The following is a 25,290-nucleotide window of genomic DNA, read 5'->3' as shown; positions in this document are numbered from 1 at the left end:
CGACGCGCTATTGGGCTTTGCGCCAGCGCAAGGGTGTGGTGCCGGACCAGCGTTGGAAGGCGCGGGTGAAGCTGGCGGCCTCGGTGTAGCCGAGGCGGTCGGCGATGGCCGCCGTCGGCAGGTCGGTGCCAGTGAGCAACTCGCAGGCCAGGGTGTGGCGTACCTCGTCGAGGAGCGAGCGGTAGGAGTGGCCTTCGGCGGCCAGCTGGCGGCGCAGGGTGCGGCCCGAAAGATGCAGCGCGGCTGCGACTTCCGATTCGGTCAGCGGGCCGCGCGTCTGCCTGAAGAGCAGGTCGCGGACTCGTCCCGCGGTGCCGGTGAGGGCGCGGCGCTGGGCGGCGAGTTCGCGGCACTGCTGGGTGGCGAGTTCGGCGGTGTACGGGTCGGCTTGGGGCAGCGGGTCGTCGACGATGCTCTTGTCGAAAACGGTCGCGTAGTGGTCGCAGTCGTACTGCGGTGCGAAGGAGAGGGCTTCGTTGATGCGCTGGACGGCGTCGGGCGCGGGCTCGGGGTAGGGCAGCCGCACCGCGCTCAACCGGTGGGCCGGTCCGGCGATATCGCGGAGCAGGGTCGCGATGACGTTGATATCGCGTTCGGCGACGAATCGGGCCACTACCGGATCGGTCACCGCGGGCTGGATCACCAGCGCGATCTCGTCGCCGGTCTCCTCTGCGGTGATATCGCAGAAGGAATACGACAGTTCCAGAAACCGCAGGCCGATATCGATCGCATCGCGAATGGACTGGCTGGCGATGAGCGCGTAACCCCACATGCCGTGCACGGTGGCGTGGTAGCGCAGACCGGCGGCCAAGCCGAGGCCGGGACTGTCGGGCAGGGCGCGCAGCACATTCGTGATGATCGCGATCTCCTGCGCGCCGGTCACCAGCGCGCCCGGCTTGCGCAGATCCGTGCCGACGAGGCCGGTGCCACGCAAACAGTCCGATTCGGCCAAGCCTTGCTCGGCGGCCAGTCGCGTGACCAATAGGGCGCTCGTCGGCGCGCGCATGCCGATCAGCACGTTTGTGCGCTGCTTCGCACCTGCGGTATCCACTGGCCAAAAATATCAAAAATGCGGCCCAGGCGGACATAGGAATCCCCAGTTGACCCGCCATAGCCTTCAGGTGACGACTTCGTGATCCCGGTCACGTAAGCGCGCGGACCCGTCTAGCGACCAGCATGCAGGCGCGACGGCTCGATACAAGGAGAGCTTTGAGCGAGAAGAACCGCTTCGACTACGTGATCGTCGGGGCCGGAAGCGCGGGGGCCGTGGTGGCGGCCCGGCTGTCGGAGAATCCCGCGGTGTCGGTGCTGCTGCTGGAGGCCGGCGGCGAAGACGATGCCGACGAGATCCATATTCCGGCCGCGTTCCCGAACCTGTTCAAGACCAAGTGGGACTGGAATTACGAGACCACCGAGCAGAAGCACATGGCGGGTCGCCGCGCCTTCTGGCCGCGGATGAAGGGCCTCGGCGGGTGTTCGTCGATGAACGCCATGATCTACATCCGCGGCAATCGCGCCGACTACGACAGCTGGCGCGACGATTTCGGCGCCGAAGGCTGGGGTTACGCCGATGTGCTGCCGTATTTCGTTCGGGCCGAGGGCAATACGCGGCTCAGTGATTCCTTCCACGGCAGTGCGGGCCCGCAGCACGTGGAGGACCGTCGCTTCAACCATGAGACGACCGATGCCTGGATCGAGGCGGCGGTCGCGCACGGGCTCGAGCGCAACGACGACTTCAATGGCGCTGAACAGGAGGGCGCCGGCCGCTACCAGGTGACCTGCAAGGACGGCAGGCGCTGGTCGACGGCGGACGGCTATCTGCGTCCGGCCTTGCGGCGGCCCAACTTGACCATCCGGACCAGCGCGTTCGCCACCCGCGTGGTGCTGGAGGGCACCCGGGCCGTGGGCGTCGCCTACCGGCAGCGCGGCGTCGAGCACATCGCCTACGCGGACGGCGAGGTGGTGCTGTCCGGCGGCTCCATCAATTCCCCGCAGCTGCTGATGCTTTCGGGTATCGGACCCGCCACGCATCTGCGTGAGCACGGTATCGAGCCGGTGGTAGATCTGCCGGGGGTAGGGGAGAACCTGCACGACCATCCGGTCACGCCGTTCATCTGGTACAGCAAGGACACCTCCGACCTCACCGACTTCTCGAACCCGGCCCGGCTCATGCAGTGGAAGCTGTCCGGGCGCGGCCCGCTGTCGTCGAATGTGGGCGAGGGTGGCGCGTTCTTCGCCTCCCGGGACGGCCTGGCTGGGCCCGATATCCAGATCATCACCGCGCCGACGGGGTTCTACGACAACGGATTCCAGGAGCCGACCGCCCAGATGCTCACCGCGGGCGCGACATTGGTGAACGTGGCCAGCCGCGGTCGGCTGCGGCTGCGGTCGGCGGATCCGGCGTGGAAGCCGGAAATGGACCCCGCCTACTTCAGCGATCCCGTCGATCTGGCCGCGTCCGTCGCCGGTGCGCGCCGCCTGTTCGAGATCGTGCGGGAAAAGCCGTTCGCGCGCTTCCTTTCTCGGCCGTACCTGCCGAGTCAGGTCTCCGGGCTGACCGACGACGAGCTGGGCGACCACATCCGGGCCTGGACTCAGACGCTCTACCACCCGGTGGGCACGTGCTCGATGGGCACCGGCGAAGACGCTGTGGTCGATCCGCAGCTGCGGGTGCGCGGCATCGAGGGCTTGCGTGTCGCCGACGCCTCGGTGATGCCGATGGTGCCCCGTGGCAACACCAACGCCCCCGCGATCATGGTGGGCGAGAAGGCATCCGATCTGATTCGCGGAGTGCAGGCATGACGCGGACCGACGACATTCAGGAAGTGACCGTGACTGCGACAGCTGTGGCGACATTCGATTCGCTCGACCCCGCGACGGGCGATGTGGTCGGCACGCATCCCATTCTCGACGCCGGTCAGGTGGACGAAACTGTCGCTCGCGCAAGGGAAGCCGCGCAGTGGTGGGCGGGCCTGAGTTTCGACGAGCGGGCGGAGCGGCTGAAGAAGTGGCGCGGCGTCATCGCCCGCCGGATGGCGCAGCTGGCGGAGTTGTCGCACGCGGAAACCGGCAAGCCGACCGGCGACGCCCAGCTCGAGATCATCATGATGCTCGACCACCTCTCCTGGGCCGCGGGCAACGCGCGAAAGGTGCTGGGCCGCAAGAGCATCTCGCCGAGCCTGATGGCGGCGGACCTCGGCGCCTCGGTGGAGTACCTGCCGCTGGGCGTGATCGGCGTGATCGGGCCGTGGAACTTCCCGGTGTTCACCCCGATGGGTTCGATCGCCTACGCCCTCGCCGCCGGTAACGCGGTGGTGTTCAAGCCGAGCGAATACACCCCTGGCGTCGGCAAGTGGCTGGTGGATGCGTTCGCTCAGGTGGTGCCCGAGCATCCGGTTCTGCAACTGGTGACCGGTCGCGGTGAAACCGGTGCGGCACTGTGCCGTTCGGGCGTGGACAAGGTCGCCTTCACCGGTTCGACGGAGACCGGAAAGAAAGTCATGCGCGCCTGTGCCGACACCCTGACCCCGGTGCTGATCGAGGCGGGCGGCAAGGACGTGCTGCTGGTGGACGCGGACGCCGACCTGGACGCGGCCGCCGAGGCCGCGGTGTGGGGTGGCCTGTCCAACGCGGGGCAGGCCTGCATCGGCACCGAGCGCGTCTATGTGCACGAGCGGGTGTACGAGCCGTTCCTCGCCAAGCTCACCGCGCTGACGAAAACTCTTCGGGCGGGCGATGATCCGGACGCGCAGATCGGGCCGATGACCATGCCGTCACAGCCGGGCGTGGTGGCGAGCCACATCAAGGACGCGCTGGACCGGGGTGCGCGCGCCGTGGTCGGCGGACCCGACGCGGTGGGCGAGCGGCTGGTGCAGCCGACGGTGCTCGTCGACGTGCCGGAGGACTCGCTCGCCATGACCGAGGAGACCTTCGGACCGACCTTGGCGGTCAACAAGGTTCGCGACATGGACGAGGCGATCGAGCGGGCCAACAACTCGCGCTACGGCCTCGGCTCTGCGGTGTTCTCCAAGCAGCGCGGGGAGGAGCTGGCGCGCCGGATCCGCTCCGGCATGACCGGCGTCAATCTGGTCTATCTGTTCGCGGCCCTGCCGGAGCTGCCGTTCGGCGGCGTCGGCGATTCCGGTTTCGGCCGGATCCACGGCCCGGACGGCCTCAAGGAATTCACCTACGCGAAATCCGTTGCCCGCCGCCGGCTTCCGGCGCTGATGGCTTTGACCACCTTCGCTCGTACCGCCAAGGTCGACAAGCTGCTCGCCACCCTGACCGTGCTCCGGCACGGCTGATGTATCGCAAGTTCTGAGAGGAAACATTCCCGATGTTGAGCACCATGCAGGACGAGCAGCTGTCGCTGGCGACACTGTTGAACTACGCGTCCACCTTCCAGGGCGACAGCACGGTATCCACCTGGACCGGTGATGGTCTGCGCACCATGACCTACCGCGAATTGGGCGCGGAGGCAGCGCGATTGGCGAACGCTCTGCGTGAGCTCGGGATCGGTGTCGGCGACCGGGTCGGCACCTTCATGTGGAACAACAACGAGCACATGGTGGCTTACGTCGCGGTGCCGGCGATGGGCGCGGTGCTGCATGCGCTCAACATCCGGCTGTTCCCGGAGCAGCTGGTCTACGTGGCGAACCACGCCGAGGATCAGGTGGTGATCGTCGACGGCACGCTGCTGCCGATGTTCGCGCAGTATCTGCCGAGCCTGCGGACCGTGCGACATGTCATCGTCGCCAACGGCGATGCTGCTGCGTTGCAGGCCCCCGACGGTGTGCAGGTGCATTCCTACACCGAACTGCTTGGCGCGCAGCCTGATAGCTTCGAGTTCCCGGTCATCGACGAACGCTCGGCGGCCGGTATGTGCTACACCTCCGGTACCACCGGTGATCCTAAAGGTGTCGTGTACTCGCACCGATCCAACTGGCTGCACGCCAGCCAAGTGTGCGCGCCCAACGGTATGGGCTTCTCCGCCGCGGACACCGTGCTCGCCATCGTGCCGCTGTTCCACGCCAACGCGTGGGGCCTGCCGTACGCGGCACTGATGTCGGGCGCGAATATCCTGATGCCGGACCGTTTCCTGCAGCCGCAGCCGCTGCTGGAGATGATGGCCGTGGTCAAGCCCACCTTCGCCGCCGCGGTCCCGACCATCTGGGGCGGGGTGCTGGCCGGACTGCAGGCCGCGCCGCAGGACATCTCGCACCTGCGCACCTGTTTGGTGGGCGGCTCCGCGCTGCCGCCCGCGATGATGCACACGTTCGAGGAGAAGTTCGGCGTCAAGCTGCTCCATGCCTGGGGTATGACCGAAACCTCCCCGCTCGGCTCGGTGGCGCACGCGCCGATCGGAGTCGAGGGCGACGAGCAGTGGGCGTACCGCTACACCCAGGGTCGTTTCCCGGCCGGGGTGCGGGCGCGGCTGGTCGACGACGCGGGCAATGTCGTCGCGAACGACGGAAAGTCGCTGGGTGAGTTGCAGGTTCGCGGTGCCTGGATCACCGGGGCCTACTACTCGCCGGACGGCGCCGAGATCGAGCCGGACAAGTTCGACGACGGCTGGCTGCGCACCGGCGACGTCGGCAAGATCAGCCCCAACGGCTTCCTGACCCTGGTCGACCGCTCCAAGGACGTCATCAAGTCCGGTGGCGAATGGATCTCCTCGGTCGACCTGGAGAACGCGGTGATCGGCCACCCGGCGGTCGCCGAAGCCGCCGTCATCGGCATCCCCGACCCGAAGTGGGCCGAGCGGCCCCTGGTGGCTGTCGTGCTCGCCGAGGGCCAGAAGGCCGAGCCGGAGGAACTGCGTGACTTCCTGGCGGACAAGTTCGCGAAATGGCAGCTGCCGGAATATTGGAGCTTCGTCACCGAGGTGCCCAAGACCAGTGTCGGCAAGTACGACAAGAAGCGGCTGCGCGCGCAGCACGCCGACGGTGAGCTGGCTGTCACAACGCTGTCTTGACCCTGCGCGGTGGGTGTGCGACCACTGAATCAACCGCGCACCCACTGGATTTGGCCGCGGCTACACAGCCTGCACACCTGCGGTGGGTTTGCCATTGTCGCCCAAGACGGCTGTGGCTTTGTCGCCCACGACGACTGGCAGTCCGAGCACGACCGGGGCATGTGCCGGGACCACTGGATTCTCCGCTGGGCTCGGCACAACCGGTTGATAAGCGCTGCCCATCTCCGGCCGTAAATCAGCGCTGCCCTTGTTCGGCCACAGCGCCGCCGCCCGTTCGGCTTGCGCGGTGATGGTCAACGACGGGTTCACCCCGAGGTTGGCCGAAATCGCCGAGCCGTCAACGACACTCAACGACGGATAGCCGTGCACCCGGTGGTACGGATCGATGACGCCCTGCGCCGGATCCTCGGCGATAACACATCCGCCGATGAAATGCGCGGTCATTGGGACATTGAACAAGTCGGGCCAGGTACTGCCCGGGGTCGCGCCGATCTTGTCGGCGACCCGGCGGGTGGCCTCGTGGCCGGTGGGGATCCAGGTCGGATTCGGTTGGCCGTAGCCCTGTTTGCTGGTGAAGCGCCGCCCGAACAGTCCGCGCCGGGTGTAGGTGGTGATCGAGTTGTCCAGGCTCTGCATGACCAGCAGGATCAGCGTGCGTTCACTCCACTGTTTGGTGCGCAGCAACCGGACGGTGCGGATCGGATGCGCCAGCGCCAGCGGAAAGACGCGGAGCCACTGCGGGATTCGATGGCCGCCGTCGATCAGGTAGGTCTGCAGCAGGCCCATGGCGTTGGAGCCTTTGCCGTAGCGGACCGGCTCGACGTGGGTGTCCGGCGCGGGATGGAACGACGAGGTGATGGCGACGCCCTTGGTGATGTCCAGTGCTGGATCGATGGTGGTGCGGCCGACGCCGAGGATGGCTTCGGAGTTGGTGCGGGTCAGGACGCCGAGCCGGGGGGAGAGGGCGGGCAGGATGCCCCGGTCGCGCATGTCGAACAGCAGGTGCTGGGTGCCCCAGGCGCCAGCCGCCAGCACCACCTGGCTGGCTCGGAAGGTGGTGCGGCGACGCCGGATTCGGCCGTCGGTGCGCCGGGTCTCGACCTCCCAGCTGCCATCGGAGTGTGGCCGGATCGCGGTCACCGTGGTCATCGCCCGCACCTGCGCGCCACCGGCCTGCGCCAGCCCGAGGTAGTTCTTCACCAGGGTGTTCTTGGCGCCGTGGCGGCAGCCGGTCATGCACTCGCCGCACTCGATACAGCCGGTCCGAGCCGGTCCGGCGCCACCGAAATACGGGTCTGCCACGGTCTTTCCGGGTTCACCGAAATACACCCCGACCGGGGTTCGCACGAAGGTGTCGCCGACGCCCATGTCCTCGGCGACCGAGGCGATGACCGCGTCGGCGGGGGTCAGGTGCGGATTCTGGACCACGCCCAGCATCTTTCGCGCCTGTTCGTAAAACGGGCTGAGCTCGGCATCCCAGTCGGCGATATCCGCCCACTGGGGGTCGCCGAAGAACGCGGGGCCCGGCTTGTACAGCGTGTTCGCGTAATTCAGTGAACCGCCGCCGACGCCGGCGCCCGCCAGGATGAAACAGTCGCGCAGCCGGTGAATCCGTTGTATCCCATAGCAGCCCAGCCGCGGCGCCCACAGGTAGCGGCGCAGATCCCAGTTGGTCTTCGCGAAATCGGCGTCGGCGAAATGCCGGCCGGCCTCGAAAACGCCGACCCGATACCCCTTTTCGGTGAGCCGCAGGGCCGTTACGCTACCCCCGAACCCGGACCCCACGACGATGACATCGAAATCGAACTCCTCGGACATGGCCACCTCCAGACGCTAACAGCGGGCCGGGGCCGCCCAGCGGATTTTGCGTCTCCTCACATGCTGCCTTCGAGGCCATTGTGAACTGTCCTGTAGTCGGTGAAATGCGCCCGGTCCCAGGTTTGCTGAGGGTTATCCTGACAGTCGGGTCCGCTGTGGGCGCCGGTCGTCAGAGAAGATGAACGAAGCTTGATTACCGATGTTGTCGAAGTGGTCGCGGAGGTCCCGATCTCCCGCCGCGCGCTCTATGAGTTGTTGGTAGATCCGCAGAACTACCCGCGGATGCTGTTGGGGGTAGGTGCCTGTGAACCGCTGGAGCCGGTAGACGGTAAGCCGATGGTGCGGTTCCGGATCGGGTCGATCCAGGCCGGGATCCGGACCATCGATGTGCGGCCGAGCGTGGTGCGCTGGTACGAGCGGCTGGAGCTGCACTGTGCGGCCGAGGGGAGCTTTGCCTCGATACGACTGCGCGGCGAGGGCGAACAGACCCGGGTGATCATCACCTTCTTCGCCGTGGGCCGCGTGCATCCGGCCCTCGCCGAGGTCACGAAAGCGGTACTGGCACAGTGGGTTCAGGACGGGCTCCGCCGGGCTGTGGACATCGTGCGGGGTAAGCCGACCTCGGTTGTGGTCAACGGGGAGGACTCCCCGGTGCGGCGGCGGGCGGGCGTGGCGCGGCAGATGGTGACCAGCGGCGTCGTGACCAGCCGACCCGATCTGGGCATCAAACAGATGCGGGGGTTGGCGCGCTGGGGATTCAACCTCGCGGGCGGTTACGCGGCCGGAGCGGCGCATTCACCCGAACGCCTCGCTGTCATCGATGAGCAGGGGAGCCGGACCTTCGCCGAGATCGACGAGCGCACCACCGCACTGGCGGGCGCCATGGCCGCGCTCGGGCTCGGTACCGGTGACGCGATCGGCCTGCTGGCGCGCAATCATCGCGGGATGGTCGAAACCATGGTCGCCGCAGGCAAACTCGGCGTCGATGTGGTGCTGATGAACGCGGGACTGTCCGGTCGGACGCTCGAGGAGATCGTGCAGCGCGACCGGTTGATGGCGCTGTTCGTCGACAGCGAGCTCGAGGACCTCGTCAAATATCTGCGCGTGGAGATTCCCCGGATCAATACCGACGAGTCTCCGCTGGGAGCCGACCGCACCACGGTGGACGACCTGATCGCCGAGGGGGCGCGCAAGTTTCGGATGCCGTCCCAGCCGGGCCGGCTGGTCGTGCTGACCTCCGGAACCTCCGGCACCCCGAAGGGTGCGCGCCGGCCGCACCCGCGCGGATTCGGCACCATCGCCGCGCTGCTGTCGCGAATCCCGTTGCGCATGCACGAAACCATGCTGATCCCGGCGCCGCTGTTCCATACCTGGGGCCTGGCCGGGCTGCAGATCAGCACGGCGTTGCGGGCGACCACGGTGCTGCCGGAACAGTTCGATGCCGAGGACACGCTGCGCCTGATCGCCGAGCATCAGGTCACCAGCCTGCTGGTGGTGCCGACCATGGTGGAACGCATCCTCGACCTGCCGTTCGCGGTGCGCGCCCGCTACGACGTGTCCAGCCTGCGCGTGGTGGCGAGTTGTGGTGCGCCGCTGGCGGCCGCGACGGTGCTGCGGTTCTTCGACAGCTTCGGCGACCTGCTCTACAACGTGTACGGCTCCACCGAGGTGTCCTGGGCGACCATCGCCACCCCGGAGGACCTGCGCCTGTCGCCGATGACGGCGGGCCGCCCGCCGCTGGGCACGAAAGTGGCTGTGCTGGGCGAGGATCGGCGACCGGTTCCGATCGGTGTGGTGGGCCGCATCTTCGTGGGCAACCACATGCTGTTCGACGGCTACGTCAGCGCCGCGCCGCCGGAGGAGGTCGAGGGCTTGCTCGATACCGGCGACGTCGGATATCTGGACGCTGCCGGGCGGCTCTACATCGCGGGCCGGGACGACGAAATGATCATCTCCGGCGGCGAGAACGTCTTCCCGCGCCCGGTGGAGGAAGCGCTCGCGCTGCTACCGCAGGTCAGCGAGGTCGCGGTGGTGGGTGTTCCGGACCGCGACTTCGGGCAGCGGCTCGCCGCGTTCGTGGTGAAACGCGAAGGGGTGGGCCTGGATCCGGAGATGGTCCGCAACTACATCCGCAACCGGCTCGGGCGCGTTTCGGTGCCGCGCGACGTGGCGTTCCTCAGTCAGCTGCCGCGCGGCGAAACCGGGAAGGTGCTCAAACGATTCCTGGTGGGTTTCGACGGCGCCCACGGCTGAATCCGGTGGCAGCGGTCATGATTCGGCTCAGCGCGTCCGGCCGCAACTCGGCGCGGCCGACGCTGTGGTCGCCGTAGCTGAACATGCCGTTGTCGATCAGGGTGGTCAGCCGCGGCTCGCCGAGACTCGTGGCTGCGAAGGCGTAGAGCTCCGAAAGCCTGGGCAGGATCAGGCCGTAGTCGATGACCCGGGCGGCGCGGCCCTCCTCGGCGAGGATCTGCGCAATGGTCAGGCCGTGCATCGGATAGAGCTCCGGAAAGACGTTGCGCATGTCCAAGAAGACCCGCACGGCATGGCCGCGCGGATCTCCGATGCGGCGACCGAGCCGTCCGAACCGGCCCAGCGCCAGCGCGGGCTGTTCGATGAGCGCCTGGGTGAACAGCGCTCGCGACAAAGTCACGTTCATCATGAATCGCTCTGGCAGCAGTTCGGATTCGGCCAGCGGCGCGCTGTCCAGATAGCCGGTGACGACGCTCCGATTGTGTGCCCGATACCAGGCGGCGGGGGAGGGCCGGTCGAGAAATTCGAGCCAGTGCCGCACACCAGTCGGCACCGCGCTCCTGGCCCCGGCATCCCACAGCAGGCGCGCGGCCAGCTTGTCGTGCAGCAGCCGGTCGTTGATCGCGCGCCACCACCCGCTGCCCGTCTTCGGATGCAGGACCCCGCGCGCCAATTCCCAACGCAGGAAATACAGTTCGGCCCGCTGGTAGTCCCGCACATGGGCCGGATAGAAATCCGCGGCCACTGCCAGCCTGCGGTGCGGCTCATCCTGTACAGCGGCGATCTGAGCTGCCGCCTGCGCGGCGGCATGGTCCTGGTGCATCGCCGCCCACTGTAAGCGAGGTGCCGACTCCGCTGGCAGCGTCCCTTCCCTATCTGTTGCTGGAGGTATCGCACAGCGCGCGGTCGACGAGGTCGCTGGCGGCCTGCTGTTGGCTGAGCGTTTTCTCTGGGTCGTTGAAGCTGGTGGTCATCGAGACGGTGACGGTGCGGCTGCCGTCGCCGGTGGCGCCGTTCAGCGTGATGTAGCCGGCTTCGCCTCCCTGGTGGCTCCAGTAGCTGCCGCCGCAGGTCAGCGGGCGGTTGACCAGGCCGAGGCCGTAGCGTCCACCGGGCCAGATCGCCTCGAGTTGTTTGTCGACCGGGATGGTGTCGCGCATCTCGGTCATGTGCGCTTCGGACAGCAGCTCGCCGCGCAGCAGTCCCTGAAAGAAGCGGTTGACGTCCGCTGTGGTGGAGATATAGCCGCCGAGGTCGGGGACGATCTGTTCGGTGACGTCGATCCGTTCGCCAGAGGCGAAGACCTGGTCGCCGTTCGCGTGCGGGTGCCGAAGAGTGGACGTGGTGCCCGAAAGGTAGGTGTGGTTCATGCCGAGCGGCTGCAGGATTCGGCTTTCGATCTGCTCCTGCCACGGACGGCCGGCGGCCTTTTCGACGATCATGCCCGCGACGACGTAGCCGGTGTTGGAGTAGCTCCAGCCGGTGCTGGGCTGGAAGTCCGGGTGGTGCTTCATCGATCGGGCGACGATCTGTTCGGGGGTGTAGGTGTTGTAGCGGTGCTGGTAATACTCCTGCGGGGTGTCGAAGCCGGGGAGGTCGTCGTGCAGGCCGCTGGTGTTCTGCAGGAGTTGGCGCACGGTGATCTTACGTCCGTCGTTGCCGTTGCCGTCGATGACTCCGGGCAGCCAGCGGTCCACCGAGTCGTCGAGGGACAGCTTGTTCTGGTCGGCCAATTGCAGGATCGCCGTGGCCATGAGCGCCTTGCCGGTGCTGGCTATCCGGAAGTAGCCGTCGCGGGGCACCGGGTGGTTCGTGCCCGCTATCGCGACGCCGGAGGTGGCGACCAGATCGTGGCCGGAGGCGGTGGTCACCCGCGCTTGGACACCGGTGATGCCCAGCGCCGCAAGGGCATCGGTGTCCTGGAGCAGGTCGACCTCCTGGTAGCCGGGCGCTGGCGGCGCGGCCTCGTCGTCCGGGGTTTGGACCGCTGCGGCAACACCCGCGGCGGCGAGTGCGGCCGCCGCGACAGTCAGCCATCCTCGGCCGATCCGGCGGCGACGCTGCGGGGACGGCCGGTGCTGCGGCGCGGCGGCCGGGGTTGTGGATCTCATGGATCTCAAGCTAGGTAAGCGTTTGGTGGCAAGTCGCTACCGCGGGCTGCCGGTCGAAACCTACAGCTGGCTGTAGCGCCGCAAGGTTTTCCGGCACGTACCGTAGGGCGTCTGAGGGCCGCTGACGAGCCCGGACGGCAGACGGAGGCGACCAGTGTGCACAGTGTGATCGGCGCGGCTCGCGTCCGGTTGATCCGGGCCGGGCGCAGTGCACGCTATCTGCTCGGCACCCTGGTGACAGCGGTGGTGACGCTTGTGGCGGCCCCGCTGCTGTGCGTGCCGTCGCTGGCGGCTGCCTGGGCGGATAGTCATCGCCGTCGGGCCGGGGTCTTGCTGGGCCGGCCGGTGCAGCCGCGTCCGCGTGCCCTACGCCGCGACCTCGCGTGGCTGGCAACTCAGGTGGCCACCGGCCTGCCCGCGGGCCTACTCGCCTTGGTGCTGTTGGCCGACGTGCTCCACACCTTTGCGATCACGGTGGGGTGGTGGGCTTTTCCCGCGTCGGAGCCGCCACGGTTGCCGCTGCTCGGTGTTCATATCGACGACTGGGCGGCCGCGTTGACGATCGGTCTGGTGCAGTTCTTGCTCCTTGCGGCGCTAGTGGTCATGGCCCTGCCGCCGCTCGCCCGATTGCACGCGCGTTGTTGCCAGGCAGTTCTGGCATTGTCGCCCGCGGACCAATTGGCCGCGCGCGTCACCGAACTCACCCAGACCCGCACGGGCGTCCTACAGGCGCACGGCGCGGAACTCCGCCGGATCGAACGCGACCTGCACGACGGTACCCAGGCCCGGCTGGTGGCCATCGCCATGCGGCTTGCCGTGGCCGGGGAGACCTTTTCCAAGGATCCCGACGCGGCCGCCGTGCTCGTCCGGCAAGCCCAGGCCGAGACCGAGGAAGCCATGACCGAGCTGCGCTCCGTTATCCGCACCATCTACCCGCCGGTGCTGGCCGACCAGGGTCTCGCCGGTGCGCTCGGCGCCCTGGCTACCAGGGCCGGCGTGCCGACCCGCATCGACATCGGCGAGCTCGGTGAGGTCCCGGCCGCGGTCGAAGTGATCGCCTACTTCGCCGTGACCGAGGCGCTGGCGAACATCGCCCGGCACAGCCGAGCCACCACGGCCGCCGTCCGCGTGACCCGCGACGGTGCGCTGCTGTCCGCGCAGATCACCGACGACGGGTCCGGTGGGGCGGACGCGTCTCGAGGCAGCGGCCTGGACGGAATTCGCCGCCGCGCTGCCGCCTTGGACGGCACCATGCAGATCAGCAGCCCGCCGGGCGGGCCCACCACCATCACCGTGGAGCTGCCGTGCGTGTAGTCATCGCCGAGGACAACGTGCTGTTGTCCGCCGGACTCGAACTTCTGCTGAACTCCCAGGGTTTCGAGGTTGCCGCGATCGCGGCGGACGCCCCCGGCTTCCTCGCCGCCGTCGAGACGCACCGCCCGGATGTCACCATCGTCGACGTGCGGCTGCCTCCGGACTTTCGCGACGAGGGCATTCGCGCTGCCATCCAGGCCCGCCGGGACCATCCCGGACTACCCGTCCTGGTGCTGTCCCAGTACGTCGAGCCGGAATACGCGGGCCGTCTTCTCGCTGATACTCGCGGCGGCATCGGATATCTACTCAAGGACCGGGTCAGCCGTATCGCGGAGTTCACCGACGCATTGCGCCGCGTGGCTGCAGGCGGCACCGCCATGGACCCCGAGGTCATCGCACAGCTGCTCGCCGTTCGCAACGATCCAGTCGACGGCCTCACTCCCCGCGAACGCGAGGTGCTGGCTTTGATGGCCGAAGGGCACGACAACGCCGCTATCGCTCAGCGGCTTTTCATCACCGAAAACGCTGTCCACAAACACATCGGCAACGTCTTCCTCAAATTTGGCCTGTCGGTCGGCGACAGCGGCCACCGCCGGGTCCGCGCCGTCTTGGCTTACCTCCGCCGCCACGGCGGGGACCCAGGCCCTGGCGCGTGATGTACCGGTTCTCAGAGGTCTTTCTGGAAGGCCAGCAGTAGGTCGGCGGCGACGCTCACCGCGATCGTGGCGGGCTCCTTGCCGGTGATGTCGGGCAGGCCGATCGGGGTTTTGATCCGGTTGATGGCCGCTTCGTCGTGGCCGCCCTCGGTCGCCAGGCGCTGTTTGAACCGCGCCCACTTGGCGGAGGAGCCGATCAGGCCGATCGAGCCGAGATCCGCTGTGCGCAAGGCGGTATCGCACAGGGCGGCGTCCTCGGCGTGGTCGTGGGTCATGATCAGGACGTGGGTGCCGGGCGGTAGTTCCGCGAGTACCTCTTCCGGGAGCAGCAGGGTGCGGTGCACGGTGATCTGCGCTTCCGCGTCGGCGAGGACGGCGAGGCGTTCGTCGGTGAGTTGCTCGGGACGGGTGTCGATCAGATGTAGATCGAGGTTGTGGCGGGCCAGGATTCGGGCCAGCTCCAGGCCGACGTGGCCGACGCCGAAGAGCGCTACCGCCGGAAACACCGGCAGCGGTTCCAGCAGCACGGTGACCACGCCGCCGCAGCACTGCACGCCGTGCCGGTTGGTGACCTTGTCGTTGAGCGCGAACTCCATCAGTTCCGGCTCCGCACCGGGGGTGCTGATCAGCTCGCGGGCCCGGTCGATCGCGACGGCCTCGATGTTGCCGCCGCCGACCGAACCCCACGCTTCTGTTTGTCCCACAACGAGTTTCGCTCCGGGCTTGCGGGGTGCGTGGCCGCGCACGGTCGCGACGGTCACCAGTACGCCGGGTTCCCGGCGAGCTCGTAACCGCGCGACCGCGGCGACCCAGCTCATCATGTCAGGCACTGCTCAATGCGTCGGCCGGGATGGCGGCGCTCTTGCGATGACCATTGCCCGCGGCGTGACCGTTGGTCGCCGCGAGGCTGTGCGCATCGCTGCGGCGAGCCGCTTCGACCGCCCAGTACACCGCTTCCGGGGTCGCGGGGGAGCCGAGATCCACGCTGGTGCCCACGGGACCGAAGGCCGCGGCGGCCTGCCGCAACGCCTCGCGCACCGAGAACGCCAGCATCAGCGGCGGTTCGCCGACCGCCTTGGACCCGTACACCGCGCCCTCTTCGGTGGCGTCCTGCAGCAGCGTGACATTGAATTCCTCGGGCATTTCCGAGAAGCTCGGCAGCTTGTAGGTGCTGGCGGCCTGGGTGAGGAACCGGCCACGGTTGGGTCCGTCGCTGGTGTCCCAGCGCAGGTCTTCCAGCGTCAGCCAGCCCGCGCCCTGCACGAATCCGCCCTCGACCTGACCGATGTCGATCAGCGGCGAGAGGCTGTCGCCGACATCGTGCACGATGTCCACGCGCCGGATCCGGTACGCGCCGGTGAAGCCGTCGACCTCGACCTCGGTCGCCGCGGCGCCGTAGGCGAAGTACTTGAACGGCGAGCCCTTGAAGATCTTCGCGTCCCAGTGCAGGCCCTCGGTCCGGTAGAAACCGGAGGCCGAAAGCTGAACCCGCTGCATGTAAGCGGTGCGCACCAGGGTGTCCCAGTCCAGCTCCTTGTCGCTGCCCAGCGCCCGGGCCACACCCTCGACGATGCGGACATCCGAGGCGTTCACGCCCAGCTGCGACCCGGCGACCTCGAGCAGCCGCGAGCGCAACTGCTCACAGGCGTTCTTGATCGCGCCGCCGTTGAGGTCCGCGCCGGCACTGGCCGCGGTGGCGGAGGTGTTGGGCACCTTGTCGGTTCGCGTCGGCGCCAGGCGCACCTTGTGCAGCGGGATACCGAGCGTGGTCGCGGCGACCTGCATCATCTTGGTGTGCAGGCCCTGGCCCATCTCGGTGCCGCCGTGGTTGATCAGGACCGAGCCGTCCTTGTAGATCAGCACCAGCGAGCCGCCCTGGTTGAAGGCGGTGAGGTTGAACGAGATACCGAACTTGATGCCGGTGATCGCCAAGGCGCGCTTGGTGTTCGGGTGCGCGGCGTTGAAGGCCGCGATCTCGCGCTGCCGCTCCGCCCAGTCGGCGCCGTTCTGCACCTCGTGCCAGATCCGGCCGATGCGGTCGGTCTGGCCGACGGGCTGCCCGTACGGCGTGGTCTGGCCCGGGCTGTAGAAGTTGCGCTCACGCAACTCCGCCGGATCCAGGTTCAGCAGCGGCGCGCAGCGGCCCAGGATGTCCTCGATGACGAGCATGCCCTGCGGGCCGCCGAAACCACGGAACGCGGTGTTGGAGACCGTGTTCGACTGTGCGATGCGACCGGCGACGTGCGCGTTGGGAATCCAGTACGTGTTGTCGATGTGGCACAGCGCGCGGGCCAGCACCGGCTCCGAAAGGTCCAGGCTCCAGCCGCCATCGGCGGTCAGCGTGGCGTCGAGAGCCTGGATGCGGCCCTCGGCGTCGAAGCCGATCTTCCACTCGGCGTGGAAGCCGTGCCGCTTGCCGGACATGGTCAGATCCTGAGTCCGGTTGAGCCGCAACCGGACCGGGCGACCGGTCAGCTTGGCGCCGAGCGCGGCGATGGCCGCGAACCCGTGCGGCTGCATTTCCTTGCCGCCGAAACCGCCGCCCATGCGCAGGCACTGCACGGTCACCTCGTGGCTGTGCAGACCGAGCACGTGCGCGACGATTTCCTGGGTCTCGGACGGATGCTGGGTGCTGCTCTGGATGAACAGCTGCCCGGACTCGTCCACCAGCGCCAGGGCGCAGTGCGTCTCCAGGTAGAAGTGCTCCTGGCCCTTGAACTCGAACTCGCCGCTGAAGACGTGCGCCGAGTTGGCGAAGCCTTCGTTGACGTCGCCGCGAATCATGGTGGGCCGGGCGCCGTGGAAGCTTTCCTTCTCGATCGCTTCCCGCACCGAGACGATGGAGGGCAGCTCTTCGAGGTCCACCTCGACGGCCGCCGCGCCTTCGCGGGCCGCTTCCAAGGTCTCGCCCAGCACCCAGGCCACCGCGTGGCCATGGAACATGACCTCTTCCGGGAACAGCGGCTCGTCGTGCTTCATGCCCGCGTCGTTGACGCCGGGCACGTCGGCGATGGTGAGTACACGCACCACACCGGGCACGGCGAGCGCGGCCTCGGTGCGCAGGGCGGTGATCCGGCCGTGGGCCTTCATGACCTGAACCGGGAAGGCGTGCAGGACGTCCTTGGTGCGGTACACCAGGTCGTCGGTGTAGAGGGCGGTACCCGTGACGTGCAGCGACGCACTCTCATGCGGCATCGGAACGCCGACTACAGGGCGCTCCGGCCGCTCGGACAGTTGACTCATGACAGCACCGCCTCGGTGGTTTCTGCGTACAGCTTCTCGAGACTCCGGCCCAGCATCGCGGAGCGGTATTCGGAACTCGCGCGGTGATCGCTCATCGGCGTGCCCTCCGAGCTCAGCACCAGGGCAGCGGCTTCGACGATCTCCGCCGACCAGGGCTTGCCGACGAGGGCTGCCTCGGTGTCGCGGGCGCGGATCGGGGTGGCGGCGACGCCACCCAGGCCGATGCGCGCCGAGCGCACGATGCCGTCCTCGATGTCCAGCGCGAAAGCGACTGCCACGCTGGAGATGTCGTCGAAGCGGCGCTTGGCGATCTTGTGGAACGCCGTCACCGGCGCCAGCGGCAGCGGGATGCGCACCGAGCGGATCAGTTCGTCCGGGCGGCGCACGCTCTGCCGGTAGCCGGTGAAGTAGTCGGCCAGTTCGATCTCCCGATCGCCGTCGGCGGAGGAGAGCACCACCGACGCACCGAGCGCGAGCAGCGCCGGCGGGCTGTCACCGATCGGCGAACCGGTACCCAGGTTGCCGCCGAAGGTGGCGTTGTTGCGGATCAGCCGGGAAGCGAACTGCGGGAACAGCTGCGCGAGCAGCGGCACGCTGCCGTCGAGACGGCGTTCGATCTCGGTGAGCGGCACCGCGGCGCCGATCTCGATGTGATCGGATGCCACTTTCAGCTCCCGCAATTCGGGGAGCCGGTCGATGCCGATCACGTAATCCGCGCGCCGGGCGCGGATATTGACTTCCACACCCCAGTCGGTCGAACCGGCGACGAGCACCGCGTCCGGGCGCTCACGCAACAGCTGCACCGCTTCGGCCAGGGTGTCCGGGCGGCGGAACGTGCGGTCGTCCTGGGTGTACTCGGTGGCGACCGGCGCGGGGGCGGGCTGCTCCCGGCGCTGGGCGAGCGGGTCGTCGGTGCTCGGCTGACCGAGGGCGTAAGCGGCGTCGCGAATCGGGCGGTAACCCGTGCAGCGGCAAAGGTTTCCGCTCAGCGAGTGCAGATCGAAGCCGTTGGGGCCGTGCTCGTGGTCGTGCGCTTCGGCCTCGGCGGGTTCCTGCTTGGACGGGCAGCGGCCGGGACGGTAGTACTCGGAAGCCATACTGCAAACGAATCCCGGTGTGCAGTAACCACATTGGGAACCGCCACGCACGGCCATCTCCTGCTGCACCGGATGCAGTTCGGTGGGCGTGCCGCTGGCGTCCATGGTGCCGAGACCTTCGGCGGTGACGATCTCCTGGCCGTCGAGGGCGGCGACCGGGACCAGGCAGGCGTTGACCGCTACCCAGTCGGTGGGCTGGTCGACGCCCGGGCGGGCCACCATGATCGAACAGGCGCCGCATTCACCCTCGGCGCAGCCTTCCTTGCTCCCGGTGAAGCCGCGGTCCCGCAGGAAATCCAAGACCGTTGTGTGGGGGGCCGCCGGAGAAATCGGCTCGGCCTTCCCATTGACCGTGATTCGCGCCGCTACCATGGCACAACCTCATTTCGGTACGCGGTCGATACGATAATCCTAGTCGCCATTTCAGAGCTTTCTGTTTCGATGGCGCAACCCGAGAATCCGGAGCGCGAATCGGCACGAAGATGTGCCGCGGGGCGGTGACAGAGATCGAAATGTGCCGGGGGCGCGAACGGGCCCGCCGGACAGCGGGGGACTGCTCAGCAGCCGTGCGCTACGCGACCCGGGACCCAAACGGTCCGGTGAGCGAGGCGACGCAGGTCAGAGATAGTGGACATCCGACTTGCCTCCCTTCGGTAGCTCACGAGTCGGTCAGCTCGAAAGTACGGGTGACGTAGGCCATAGGTCAAGCTGACATGCGTCGGCCCGGAAGGTTTGTAGGAAGCTCCGACCGGGAGATCATTGGTCTCCGAATGGCTAGGCTTTTCCTACGAATGGATATGACAGGAACGTTTCTCGGAGGATACGCGGATAGGCTCTTGTCAAAGACTACGAAAAGGCGGTGTCAGCCTGTGGAGGTCTTCATGTCTTCCACCCCTAGCTGACTTCACTTGCTTGGCTGTGTACTCCTTCACACCAGTTGCACAAGCAAGGGATGTGGGCCCAATCGCAAAGATGCGACGGCCCCACCGATCCGAATGGAGTGACCGTGACCGCGACGCAAGAAGTGAACATTCAGGAGCTCGAACGCGCCTGGATGGATGAGGCGATCAGGTTGGCCACCACCAGCGTGGCGAACGGCGGCGGTCCGTTCGGTGCATTGGTCGCCAAGGGCACCGAGATTGTCGCGATCGGCCACAACCAGGTCACCTCGACCCTGGACCCGACCGCGCACGGCGAGGTCAGCGCCATGCGCGCCGCCTGCAAGGAACTGAACACCTTCTCCCTCGAGGGCTGTGTGCTGGTCACCTCGTGCGAGCCGTGCCCGATGTGCCTGTCCTCCGCCCTGTGGGCGCGCGTCGACCGCATCGTCTACTCCGCCGACCGGCACGACGCCGCCGTCGCCGGCTTCGACGACCTCAAGTTCTACGACCTGTTCGAGTTGAAGCCGAAGTCGAACTGGCCGACCCGCGTCGAGCAGCTGGACCTGCCGAACCGCAACGCCCCCTTCGATGCGTGGCTGGCCAAGACCGACCGCATCGACTACTGATCCAACGCGTCGGCGACTCGCGGGTTCGCGAGTCGCCGACCGTTCCGGTGGCAGGATCGGGATGTGGCCACACGCAAGATCGGCATCCTGCTGTTCCCCGGCGTCGAGGAACTCGACTTCGCCGGGCCCTGGGAGGTACTCGCCTTCTGGACGCGAACAGCGCCGGAGGACGGCTGGGAAGCGCTCACATTTTCTCGCGACGGCGTAGAAGTGCAGTGCGCCAAGGGATTACGGGTCATCCCGGACCATTCCTTCGCTACCGTGCCCGACCTGGACGTGTTAGTTTTCCCCGGCGGAATGGGCACGCGCCCCCTGATCCACGACGAGCCCATGCTGACCTGGCTCCGTGACCAGCGCCCGCGAATTCCCTTGATCACCAGCGTCTGCACCGGCGCTTTGGTCCTGGCCGCCGCCGGCCTACTCACCGACCGCCCGGCCACCACCCACTGGCTGTCCCTCGACGTCCTCGCCGACCTCGACCCCACCATCGAAGTGCGCCCCGACGCTCGCTACGTCGACGCAGGCGACATCATCACCTCCGCGGGCGTTTCCGCCGGCACCGACATGGCCCTGCACCTGCTGCAACGGCTGGCCGGTGACGAACGCGCCCAATGGGTCCGCCGCGGCATCCAATACGACCCCGAGCCACCGGCAGGCACCGACTGGCCGGCGGGCAAGACCTGGGAACTCGGTTCGGTAGATCCCCGCAAGTGATGGTCGCCTAGATCTCAGCAACGGCTGCTGGTCCGGCTTGCTTGCGGTTCAGCTGCGCATCAGTGAGCATCGGTCATGCGGCTCGATCATCGGGCGGAGCAGTATCGAAAAGGCGGAGTTCGCTTATGACTTGCTGCGGCGGGCACATCGTTTCGGGTATCGAAAAGGCATAGTTCGCTTATGAGCTGCTGCGGGGCCGTCGTTTCGGGTATCGAAAGGCAGAGCTCGCGTACGAGCCGCTGCGGCGGGCACATCGTTTCGAGTACGGAGCCGGTGACTTAGGTTGGGGCCGTGGATCTTTTCTTGCGGCGTGCGGAGGATTCGGACGCTGCCGCGGTAGCCGAGGTATGGCTGCGGTCCTTCGACGCAGCGTTGCCTACGGTGCGGCGTGCCCACGATGACGACGACGTTCGGCGATGGTTCGCCAGTGTCGTTGTGCCGCAGCGTGAGACGTGGGTGGCGGTTGCCGACGGCGTGGTACGCGGCATGCTGGTCCTGGCGGACGTGGAGCTGGAGCAGCTCTATCTGGCGCCGGACTGGCGTGGGCGCGGACTCGGCGACCATTTCATGGAGTTGGCCAAGCAGCGGCGGCCGGAGAGGTTGGAGCTGTGGACATTTCAGGTGAATGGTGCGGCGCGGCGGTTCTATGTCCGGCATGGGTTCGTCGAGGTGGAGCGGACAGATGGCATGCGAAATGCGGAGCGGGAACCGGATATTCGCTACCTCTGGAAACCTGAAGGACACGCGGTTCGCACCGATGGAACCGTGTCGACCGCGGTTGCGTCCAATGATTCGTGAGAGCACAGCATCTCGAAATCGAGGCCTTCATTCGGGAGCGGATCTCGGAGGACGAACTCGCCGCACTGCGCATTGCGAGCGAGATCAAGCGGGCACGGGAGTTACGCGAGATCGTCGGCAAACGGCACATTCTGGTGTTTGCCCAGCGGCACGGGGGTTTGCTCGGCGACTCGATGCTGAGGTTCTTGGCGCACACGTGGGCTGATCACGCGGATTTCAGTGATGAGTGGACATTGTGAATCGCGACCGCCTGCTGCCGCAGCTCCTGCCCGCGTGTCTACTCCAGGGTGACCTCGTCACCAGGTTGCAGGGCGCGGAGGCGGAATTCCAGCAGGCAGCGTTGATCGGTCAGGTCGGTCACGGTGTCGAGTACTAAGCCGTGCGGCGCAGCGAGAGTGCGGAATTCGTCGATTCGGCGTTCACGGCCGCCGAAGATGACGAGCATGGCCAGATCGAATTCGGTATTGGCATGGCGGCCGCCGACGGGTTCGATGACGAGGACGCGGCTGGTGGGGTCGGCGGCCTCGACGCAGCGGGCGAGAATTCGGTGCGCGTGCTCGTCGTCCCAGTCATGCAGGATGTCGCAGAGCAAATAGGCTTGTGCGCCTCGGGGGAGAGGGTCGAAGAAACTCTGGGCGGTCACGTGGACTCGGTCTGTGATCTGACGTTCGGTGAAGACGCGGCGGGCCTCGGTCGCAGTCGCTTCGAGATCAATCAGGTGGCCACAGATCCCGGGATAGTGGTCGAGGACCGCGGCGAGCAGAGTGCCGTGACCGCCGCCAACGTCGACGATGCTGGGAAAGCGGCCCCAGTCGTAGCCCGCGACGATCCGGGGGACCTGCTCGCGGAATCGATCCGTCATCTGCTGGTCGAAAGACGCACGCAGCTCGGGGTTCTGGGCGAGGTCGGCCCAGAAATCCAGCCCATAGCGCCGCCCGTAACCCGCCGCACCGGTGGTGACGCTGTGCAGGAGCTCAGTGAACGCCAACTCGGCACGACCACCGGCCATGTCCAGATGCAGAAAGTTGGTCAGACCGTTGCCCGCGTCACTACACAGCGCCGCACCGAGGCCGGTGGTCACATACCCGGCCGGTACACACCGCACGATGCCGAGTGTTTCAAGATGGCCCACAAGCAATTCGAGCCCCACGACTGACACCTCGAGCTCAGTCGCGACGCGCTCGACGGCGACACCATCTCCACGCAACCGATCCGGCAGCCCGAGGGTCACCGCCACCCGCAAAGCCATAGGCGTGGCCAATCCGGCAAGCTTCCGGATGTCAGCGACATAGTCCTCGTTCATGAGGATCGAGGGTGGCATGCCCCGGCCACTACGGTTGTCCGAGTGCGGAATTCCGCCCCGCAAGAGGAAGCGCCCATGCGCTCTCCGAGTGGGACGAGCAGGTCGCCGAAGGGGTAGGCGGTTCTGTCTGGGACGTGGGTGGAGCGATCCACTCATTTTCGACCGCGATCCACGAATGCCACTCGGATACAACGGTCCCCACCTGATGGATGCTGTTGGGGCGCCAAATCATTCGGCTGGTGGACTTGCTATCGATGCGCGGGAATCCACCGCACGGACGGGACGGTTCCGCGGCCAGGCGGCAGGTTTGTCTGGCCCTAGGTCGTGGAGCCAGCGCCGGCGTTGTTCACGGCTTTGGTCCCGGTGGTCGTGGATGCGCGCAAGTTTCCCGTGGTGCCCGACGGCGGCGGCACCACGGGTTCAGGCAGCAGGTGTGTCTGGCGCTAGATCATCGAGCCAGCGTCGGCGTTGCTCACGGTCTCGTTCGCGGTGGTCGTGGATGCGCGCGAGGGTTTCGGCGAGGAGTTCGCTGGCATGGTGGCGGTGGTTGACCTGTGGTGTTTGGGTGGGGTCGATGTGGGATGGTGCGATCCACCCGGTCCGACCCGGATAATCCGAATCATTGCTGAGGACAACGGTTTTCCAGCCGCCGGGTCCGTCATGGACCAAGGCGTGGCAGCGGTCGCAGGCCAAGGTTTCATTGTCGATGTCAGTGTTGCCGTCTTTGTTCCAGTCGGTGACGTGATGGACCGCGCAAAGACTTGCCGGTGCGTCGCAGCCGGGGCGGGTGCAGCCCCGCAGGGCAGCGATCAACGCAAGGCGTTGACCAGCCGAGGCGAGGCGTTTGGTACGCCCCAAATGCAGTGGCACACCGGCATGGTCGAAAACCATCAGCCACGGCAGAGCCCGTTCGGCCAGCCTCAACGCCTCCCCGATCGGGACCGTGCCCCCGGTAGCGGTAGTGGCGACCCCGGCAGCATTTTCGATGTCCTCGATGCTGATCGACAGGATCGTCGAGACAGGCAGTCCGCGATGGGTTCCCAGGTTGGCAGGGTCGGTGCCCGGCGACAACAGCGCGACCAACGCGTCGTGGGTGCGTTGCGCGGCGCTGCGAGTGTCACGTTTGGCGGCCGCGTCTAACACTTCCCGGTCGATGTGTTCGATATTGCCGGAAGGGCTGTCGGGGTCGTCGGGATTGTTCATGCCCGGGCGGCCCAGTTTCGCGAGGACAGGGTCGAGCAGGGCGCGCAGGGTGGGGGTGATGTCGCCGCTGATCGGTGACATCCCGTCAGCGCGTTGCTTACCGATGCGCAGGCTGCGTTGACGTTGGCGGTCGGTGTCGTCGGTGAGGCTGCCGTCAGGGTCGAGGCGGGCCAGGATGTCGCGGCCGATGTTGGTGACGTCTTCGGGCGTGACAGCGCGGGCGGCGGTGGCCAGGATGTGTTCGGCGGCTTCGAAATCGGTGTTCGTGATCGAGCCGGGGACACGCTTCAACACTTTCGCGATCTCACGTGCATGATCGGTGGAGATCTCGCCTTCGGCTTGGGCGGCTGCGGTCGCGGGGTGGCGGGGCTCGACATCCTCGCCCGGGATGTCATGCCACACACCCAAAGCCGCAGCGGCCGCGATGCGGGCGGCGGCGTCGGCATGGGAGATCCGCAGGGTTTGGATCAGCAGTTTTTTCGTGGTGCCAGCACCGGTGCGGGCGGGGAGTCCGCCTTCGGTGGCGCGCACGATCAGTTTGTGGGCGAAGGAATCCAGCACCCGCCGGGCGCGTTCGAGCTCGCGTATCGCTTCGAGCACAGCCTCATCCGAGAGCAGCGTCACCGTGGTGTCGCCGAGGTTGGTGGCGGCGGTCAGTAGCGGGTCGGTGACCCGCTGTACTGGTACCACTGGGCTGGTCGAACGCATGTGTGAATTCTATCGCCGTTCAAAGCCGATAGCTATCGATAATCGGGTCTGAATTCGATCTCTTCACACTGGACACGCGATCGAAAGTCACTGCTGCACAATGTGTTACGTGATGCGACTGTTTCGGTTTGTCTCCACAGTGCCTCTGAAGCTGTTCATCCGCACCGATTCTCTTTTCTGTCTTTTTGGAATGTTCTGGACCGGACCACAGCCGGGTGACCGAGGACCGAATCGAGCGTCGGCACTAAAGGTGAGTGGTAAGTCCGGTAGGGCTGTCAACGCGCCCCGCATGATTGGGCTAGATCTCTGGACCACAGCACCACTCCTGGACGACCCTGTCCGGGAGGGTTGTTCGATCCCTCGACCGCCGCCACCCTGCGGACGCACCGCAACCAGCGCTCTGCCGGGTACCGAACGGTCACCAGCGCCCCTGTTAGACCACTCTGTCCGGGAAGGTTTTCGATCCCCAACCGCCGACCCCGCGGACGCACCGAAACCAGCCCTCTGCCGGGCACCGAACAGTCACCACCTCGCAGGGGCGTGCTGGAGCGCCCACCTGACGGTTGCCCAACCGTCGCTGCCCGGTAGACG

Annotated in this window: 19 protein-coding genes; 10 read left to right on the top strand and 9 right to left on the bottom strand. The window is 67.0% G+C overall.

Annotated features, from left to right (window positions below; all coding sequences use genetic code 11):
- Positions 1–7: 7 nt before the first annotated feature.
- Positions 8–1,051 carry an AraC family transcriptional regulator gene (locus IBX22_RS34570; protein ID WP_194820020.1) on the bottom strand — a complete coding sequence of 348 codons (1,044 nt, stop codon included), beginning with the start codon at positions 1,049–1,051 and terminating at the stop codon, positions 8–10.
- Positions 1,052–1,209: 158 nt separating this feature from the next.
- On the opposite strand from IBX22_RS34570, the gene IBX22_RS34565 reads away from it, so the two are divergent.
- The 3 genes from IBX22_RS34565 to IBX22_RS34555 are packed head-to-tail and all read left to right on the top strand — an operon-like array spanning position 1,210 to position 5,974.
- Positions 1,210–2,802 carry a GMC family oxidoreductase gene (locus IBX22_RS34565; protein ID WP_194820019.1) on the top strand — a complete coding sequence of 531 codons (1,593 nt, stop codon included), beginning with the start codon at positions 1,210–1,212 and terminating at the stop codon, positions 2,800–2,802.
- Entirely contained in the window at positions 2,799–4,304 is a 1,506-nt protein-coding gene (locus tag IBX22_RS34560) for an aldehyde dehydrogenase family protein (RefSeq protein ID WP_194820018.1), read from the top strand. Before IBX22_RS34565 ends, IBX22_RS34560 begins: the two co-directional genes overlap by 4 nt.
- A 32-nt stretch (positions 4,305–4,336) precedes the next feature.
- On the top strand, positions 4,337–5,974 hold the full coding sequence (locus IBX22_RS34555; protein ID WP_194820017.1) for a long-chain fatty acid--CoA ligase: 1,638 nt from the start codon (positions 4,337–4,339) through the stop codon (positions 5,972–5,974).
- A 60-nt stretch (positions 5,975–6,034) separates the two neighbouring features.
- Here IBX22_RS34555 and IBX22_RS34550 read toward each other — a convergent pair whose 3' ends face one another.
- Positions 6,035–7,792, bottom strand: coding sequence for an FAD-dependent oxidoreductase (locus IBX22_RS34550; protein WP_194820016.1), 1,758 nt, complete (start codon positions 7,790–7,792; stop codon positions 6,035–6,037).
- Positions 7,793–7,981: 189 nt separating this feature from the next.
- On the opposite strand from IBX22_RS34550, the gene IBX22_RS34545 reads away from it, so the two are divergent.
- Positions 7,982–10,045 carry an AMP-binding protein gene (locus tag IBX22_RS34545; RefSeq protein ID WP_375540310.1) on the top strand — a complete coding sequence of 688 codons (2,064 nt, stop codon included), beginning with the start codon at positions 7,982–7,984 and terminating at the stop codon, positions 10,043–10,045.
- Here the strand turns inward: IBX22_RS34545 and IBX22_RS34540 are convergent.
- Positions 10,005–10,868, bottom strand: coding sequence for a hypothetical protein (locus IBX22_RS34540; RefSeq protein ID WP_194820015.1), 864 nt, complete (start codon positions 10,866–10,868; stop codon positions 10,005–10,007). The two genes, IBX22_RS34545 and IBX22_RS34540, sit on opposite strands and share 41 nt — an antisense overlap.
- A gap of 49 nt (positions 10,869–10,917) precedes the next feature.
- Positions 10,918–12,156 (bottom strand): serine hydrolase, encoded by a 1,239-nt coding sequence (locus IBX22_RS34535; protein WP_194820014.1) that lies wholly within the window; start codon positions 12,154–12,156, stop codon positions 10,918–10,920.
- A gap of 156 nt (positions 12,157–12,312) precedes the next feature.
- Between IBX22_RS34535 and IBX22_RS38440 the strand changes: the two genes are divergently transcribed.
- Both IBX22_RS38440 and IBX22_RS34525 read left to right on the top strand, forming a co-directional pair.
- Entirely contained in the window at positions 12,313–13,470 is a 1,158-nt protein-coding gene (locus tag IBX22_RS38440) for a histidine kinase (protein ID WP_194820013.1), read from the top strand.
- Positions 13,461–14,126 (top strand): response regulator transcription factor, encoded by a 666-nt coding sequence (locus tag IBX22_RS34525; RefSeq protein WP_194820012.1) that lies wholly within the window; start codon positions 13,461–13,463, stop codon positions 14,124–14,126. Before IBX22_RS38440 ends, IBX22_RS34525 begins: the two co-directional genes overlap by 10 nt.
- A gap of 11 nt (positions 14,127–14,137) precedes the next feature.
- Here the strand turns inward: IBX22_RS34525 and xdhC are convergent, their stop codons facing one another.
- Genes xdhC through IBX22_RS34510 form a run of 3 tightly spaced genes read right to left on the bottom strand, consistent with a single transcriptional unit; the run spans position 14,138 to position 18,838 of the window.
- Entirely contained in the window at positions 14,138–14,947 is an 810-nt protein-coding gene (xdhC, locus tag IBX22_RS34520; protein WP_228540069.1) for a xanthine dehydrogenase accessory protein XdhC, read from the bottom strand.
- Between the two features lies 1 nt (position 14,948).
- Positions 14,949–17,369: a xanthine dehydrogenase molybdopterin binding subunit gene (gene xdhB, locus IBX22_RS34515; protein WP_194820011.1), complete on the bottom strand. Its 2,421-nt coding sequence runs from the start codon at positions 17,367–17,369 to the stop codon at positions 14,949–14,951.
- Positions 17,366–18,838: a xanthine dehydrogenase small subunit gene (locus tag IBX22_RS34510; protein ID WP_194820010.1), complete on the bottom strand. Its 1,473-nt coding sequence runs from the start codon at positions 18,836–18,838 to the stop codon at positions 17,366–17,368. Before IBX22_RS34510 ends, xdhB begins: the two co-directional genes overlap by 4 nt.
- Positions 18,839–19,472: 634 nt before the next feature.
- Between IBX22_RS34510 and IBX22_RS34505 the strand changes: the two genes are divergently transcribed.
- From IBX22_RS34505 to IBX22_RS34490, 4 genes are all read left to right on the top strand, one after another.
- Positions 19,473–19,973 carry a nucleoside deaminase gene (locus IBX22_RS34505; protein WP_309234912.1) on the top strand — a complete coding sequence of 167 codons (501 nt, stop codon included), beginning with the start codon at positions 19,473–19,475 and terminating at the stop codon, positions 19,971–19,973.
- A 63-nt stretch (positions 19,974–20,036) separates the two neighbouring features.
- On the top strand, positions 20,037–20,687 hold the full coding sequence (locus IBX22_RS34500) for a DJ-1/PfpI family protein (protein WP_194820009.1): 651 nt from the start codon (positions 20,037–20,039) through the stop codon (positions 20,685–20,687).
- 291 nt (positions 20,688–20,978) lie between these two features.
- Complete coding sequence (locus IBX22_RS34495) at positions 20,979–21,485, top strand: GNAT family N-acetyltransferase (protein WP_194820008.1); 507 nt, start codon at positions 20,979–20,981, stop codon at positions 21,483–21,485.
- Complete coding sequence (locus IBX22_RS34490) at positions 21,482–21,724, top strand: hypothetical protein (protein ID WP_194820007.1); 243 nt, start codon at positions 21,482–21,484, stop codon at positions 21,722–21,724. The genes IBX22_RS34495 and IBX22_RS34490 overlap by 4 nt, the downstream gene beginning before the upstream one ends.
- 38 nt (positions 21,725–21,762) lie before the next feature.
- Here IBX22_RS34490 and IBX22_RS34485 read toward each other — a convergent pair whose 3' ends face one another.
- On the bottom strand, positions 21,763–22,788 hold the full coding sequence (locus tag IBX22_RS34485; protein ID WP_228540068.1) for a methyltransferase: 1,026 nt from the start codon (positions 22,786–22,788) through the stop codon (positions 21,763–21,765).
- Positions 22,789–23,208: 420 nt separating this feature from the next.
- A complete protein-coding gene (locus tag IBX22_RS34480) occupies positions 23,209–24,699 on the bottom strand; it encodes an HNH endonuclease signature motif containing protein (protein WP_194820005.1) in 1,491 nt (496 codons plus the stop codon).
- Between the last annotated feature and the right edge of the window lie 591 nt (positions 24,700–25,290).

Source organism: Nocardia sp. XZ_19_385 (assembly GCF_015355755.1).
Taxonomy (GTDB): Bacteria; Actinomycetota; Actinomycetes; order Mycobacteriales; family Mycobacteriaceae; genus Nocardia.
Note: the sequence above shows the minus strand (reverse complement) of the source record. Positions and strands in the feature narration are given on the sequence as shown.

Excerpts from the sequence above, each read along its gene's own strand:
- IBX22_RS34535 (WP_194820014.1), bottom strand. The coding sequence starts at position 12,156 with ATGAGATCCACAACCCCGGCCGCCGCGCCGCAGCACCGGCCGTCCCCG.
- xdhC (WP_228540069.1), bottom strand. The coding sequence starts at position 14,947 with ATGATGAGCTGGGTCGCCGCGGTCGCGCGGTTACGAGCTCGCCGGGAA.
- IBX22_RS34480 (WP_194820005.1), bottom strand. The coding sequence starts at position 24,699 with ATGCGTTCGACCAGCCCAGTGGTACCAGTACAGCGGGTCACCGACCCG.
- IBX22_RS34555 (WP_194820017.1), top strand. The coding sequence starts at position 4,337 with ATGTTGAGCACCATGCAGGACGAGCAGCTGTCGCTGGCGACACTGTTG.
- IBX22_RS34540 (WP_194820015.1), bottom strand. The coding sequence starts at position 10,868 with ATGCACCAGGACCATGCCGCCGCGCAGGCGGCAGCTCAGATCGCCGCT.
- IBX22_RS34510 (WP_194820010.1), bottom strand. The coding sequence starts at position 18,838 with ATGGTAGCGGCGCGAATCACGGTCAATGGGAAGGCCGAGCCGATTTCT.
- IBX22_RS34550 (WP_194820016.1), bottom strand. The coding sequence starts at position 7,792 with ATGTCCGAGGAGTTCGATTTCGATGTCATCGTCGTGGGGTCCGGGTTC.
- IBX22_RS34560 (WP_194820018.1), top strand. The coding sequence starts at position 2,799 with ATGACGCGGACCGACGACATTCAGGAAGTGACCGTGACTGCGACAGCT.
- xdhB (WP_194820011.1), bottom strand. The coding sequence starts at position 17,369 with ATGAGTCAACTGTCCGAGCGGCCGGAGCGCCCTGTAGTCGGCGTTCCG.
- IBX22_RS34485 (WP_228540068.1), bottom strand. The coding sequence starts at position 22,788 with ATGAACGAGGACTATGTCGCTGACATCCGGAAGCTTGCCGGATTGGCC.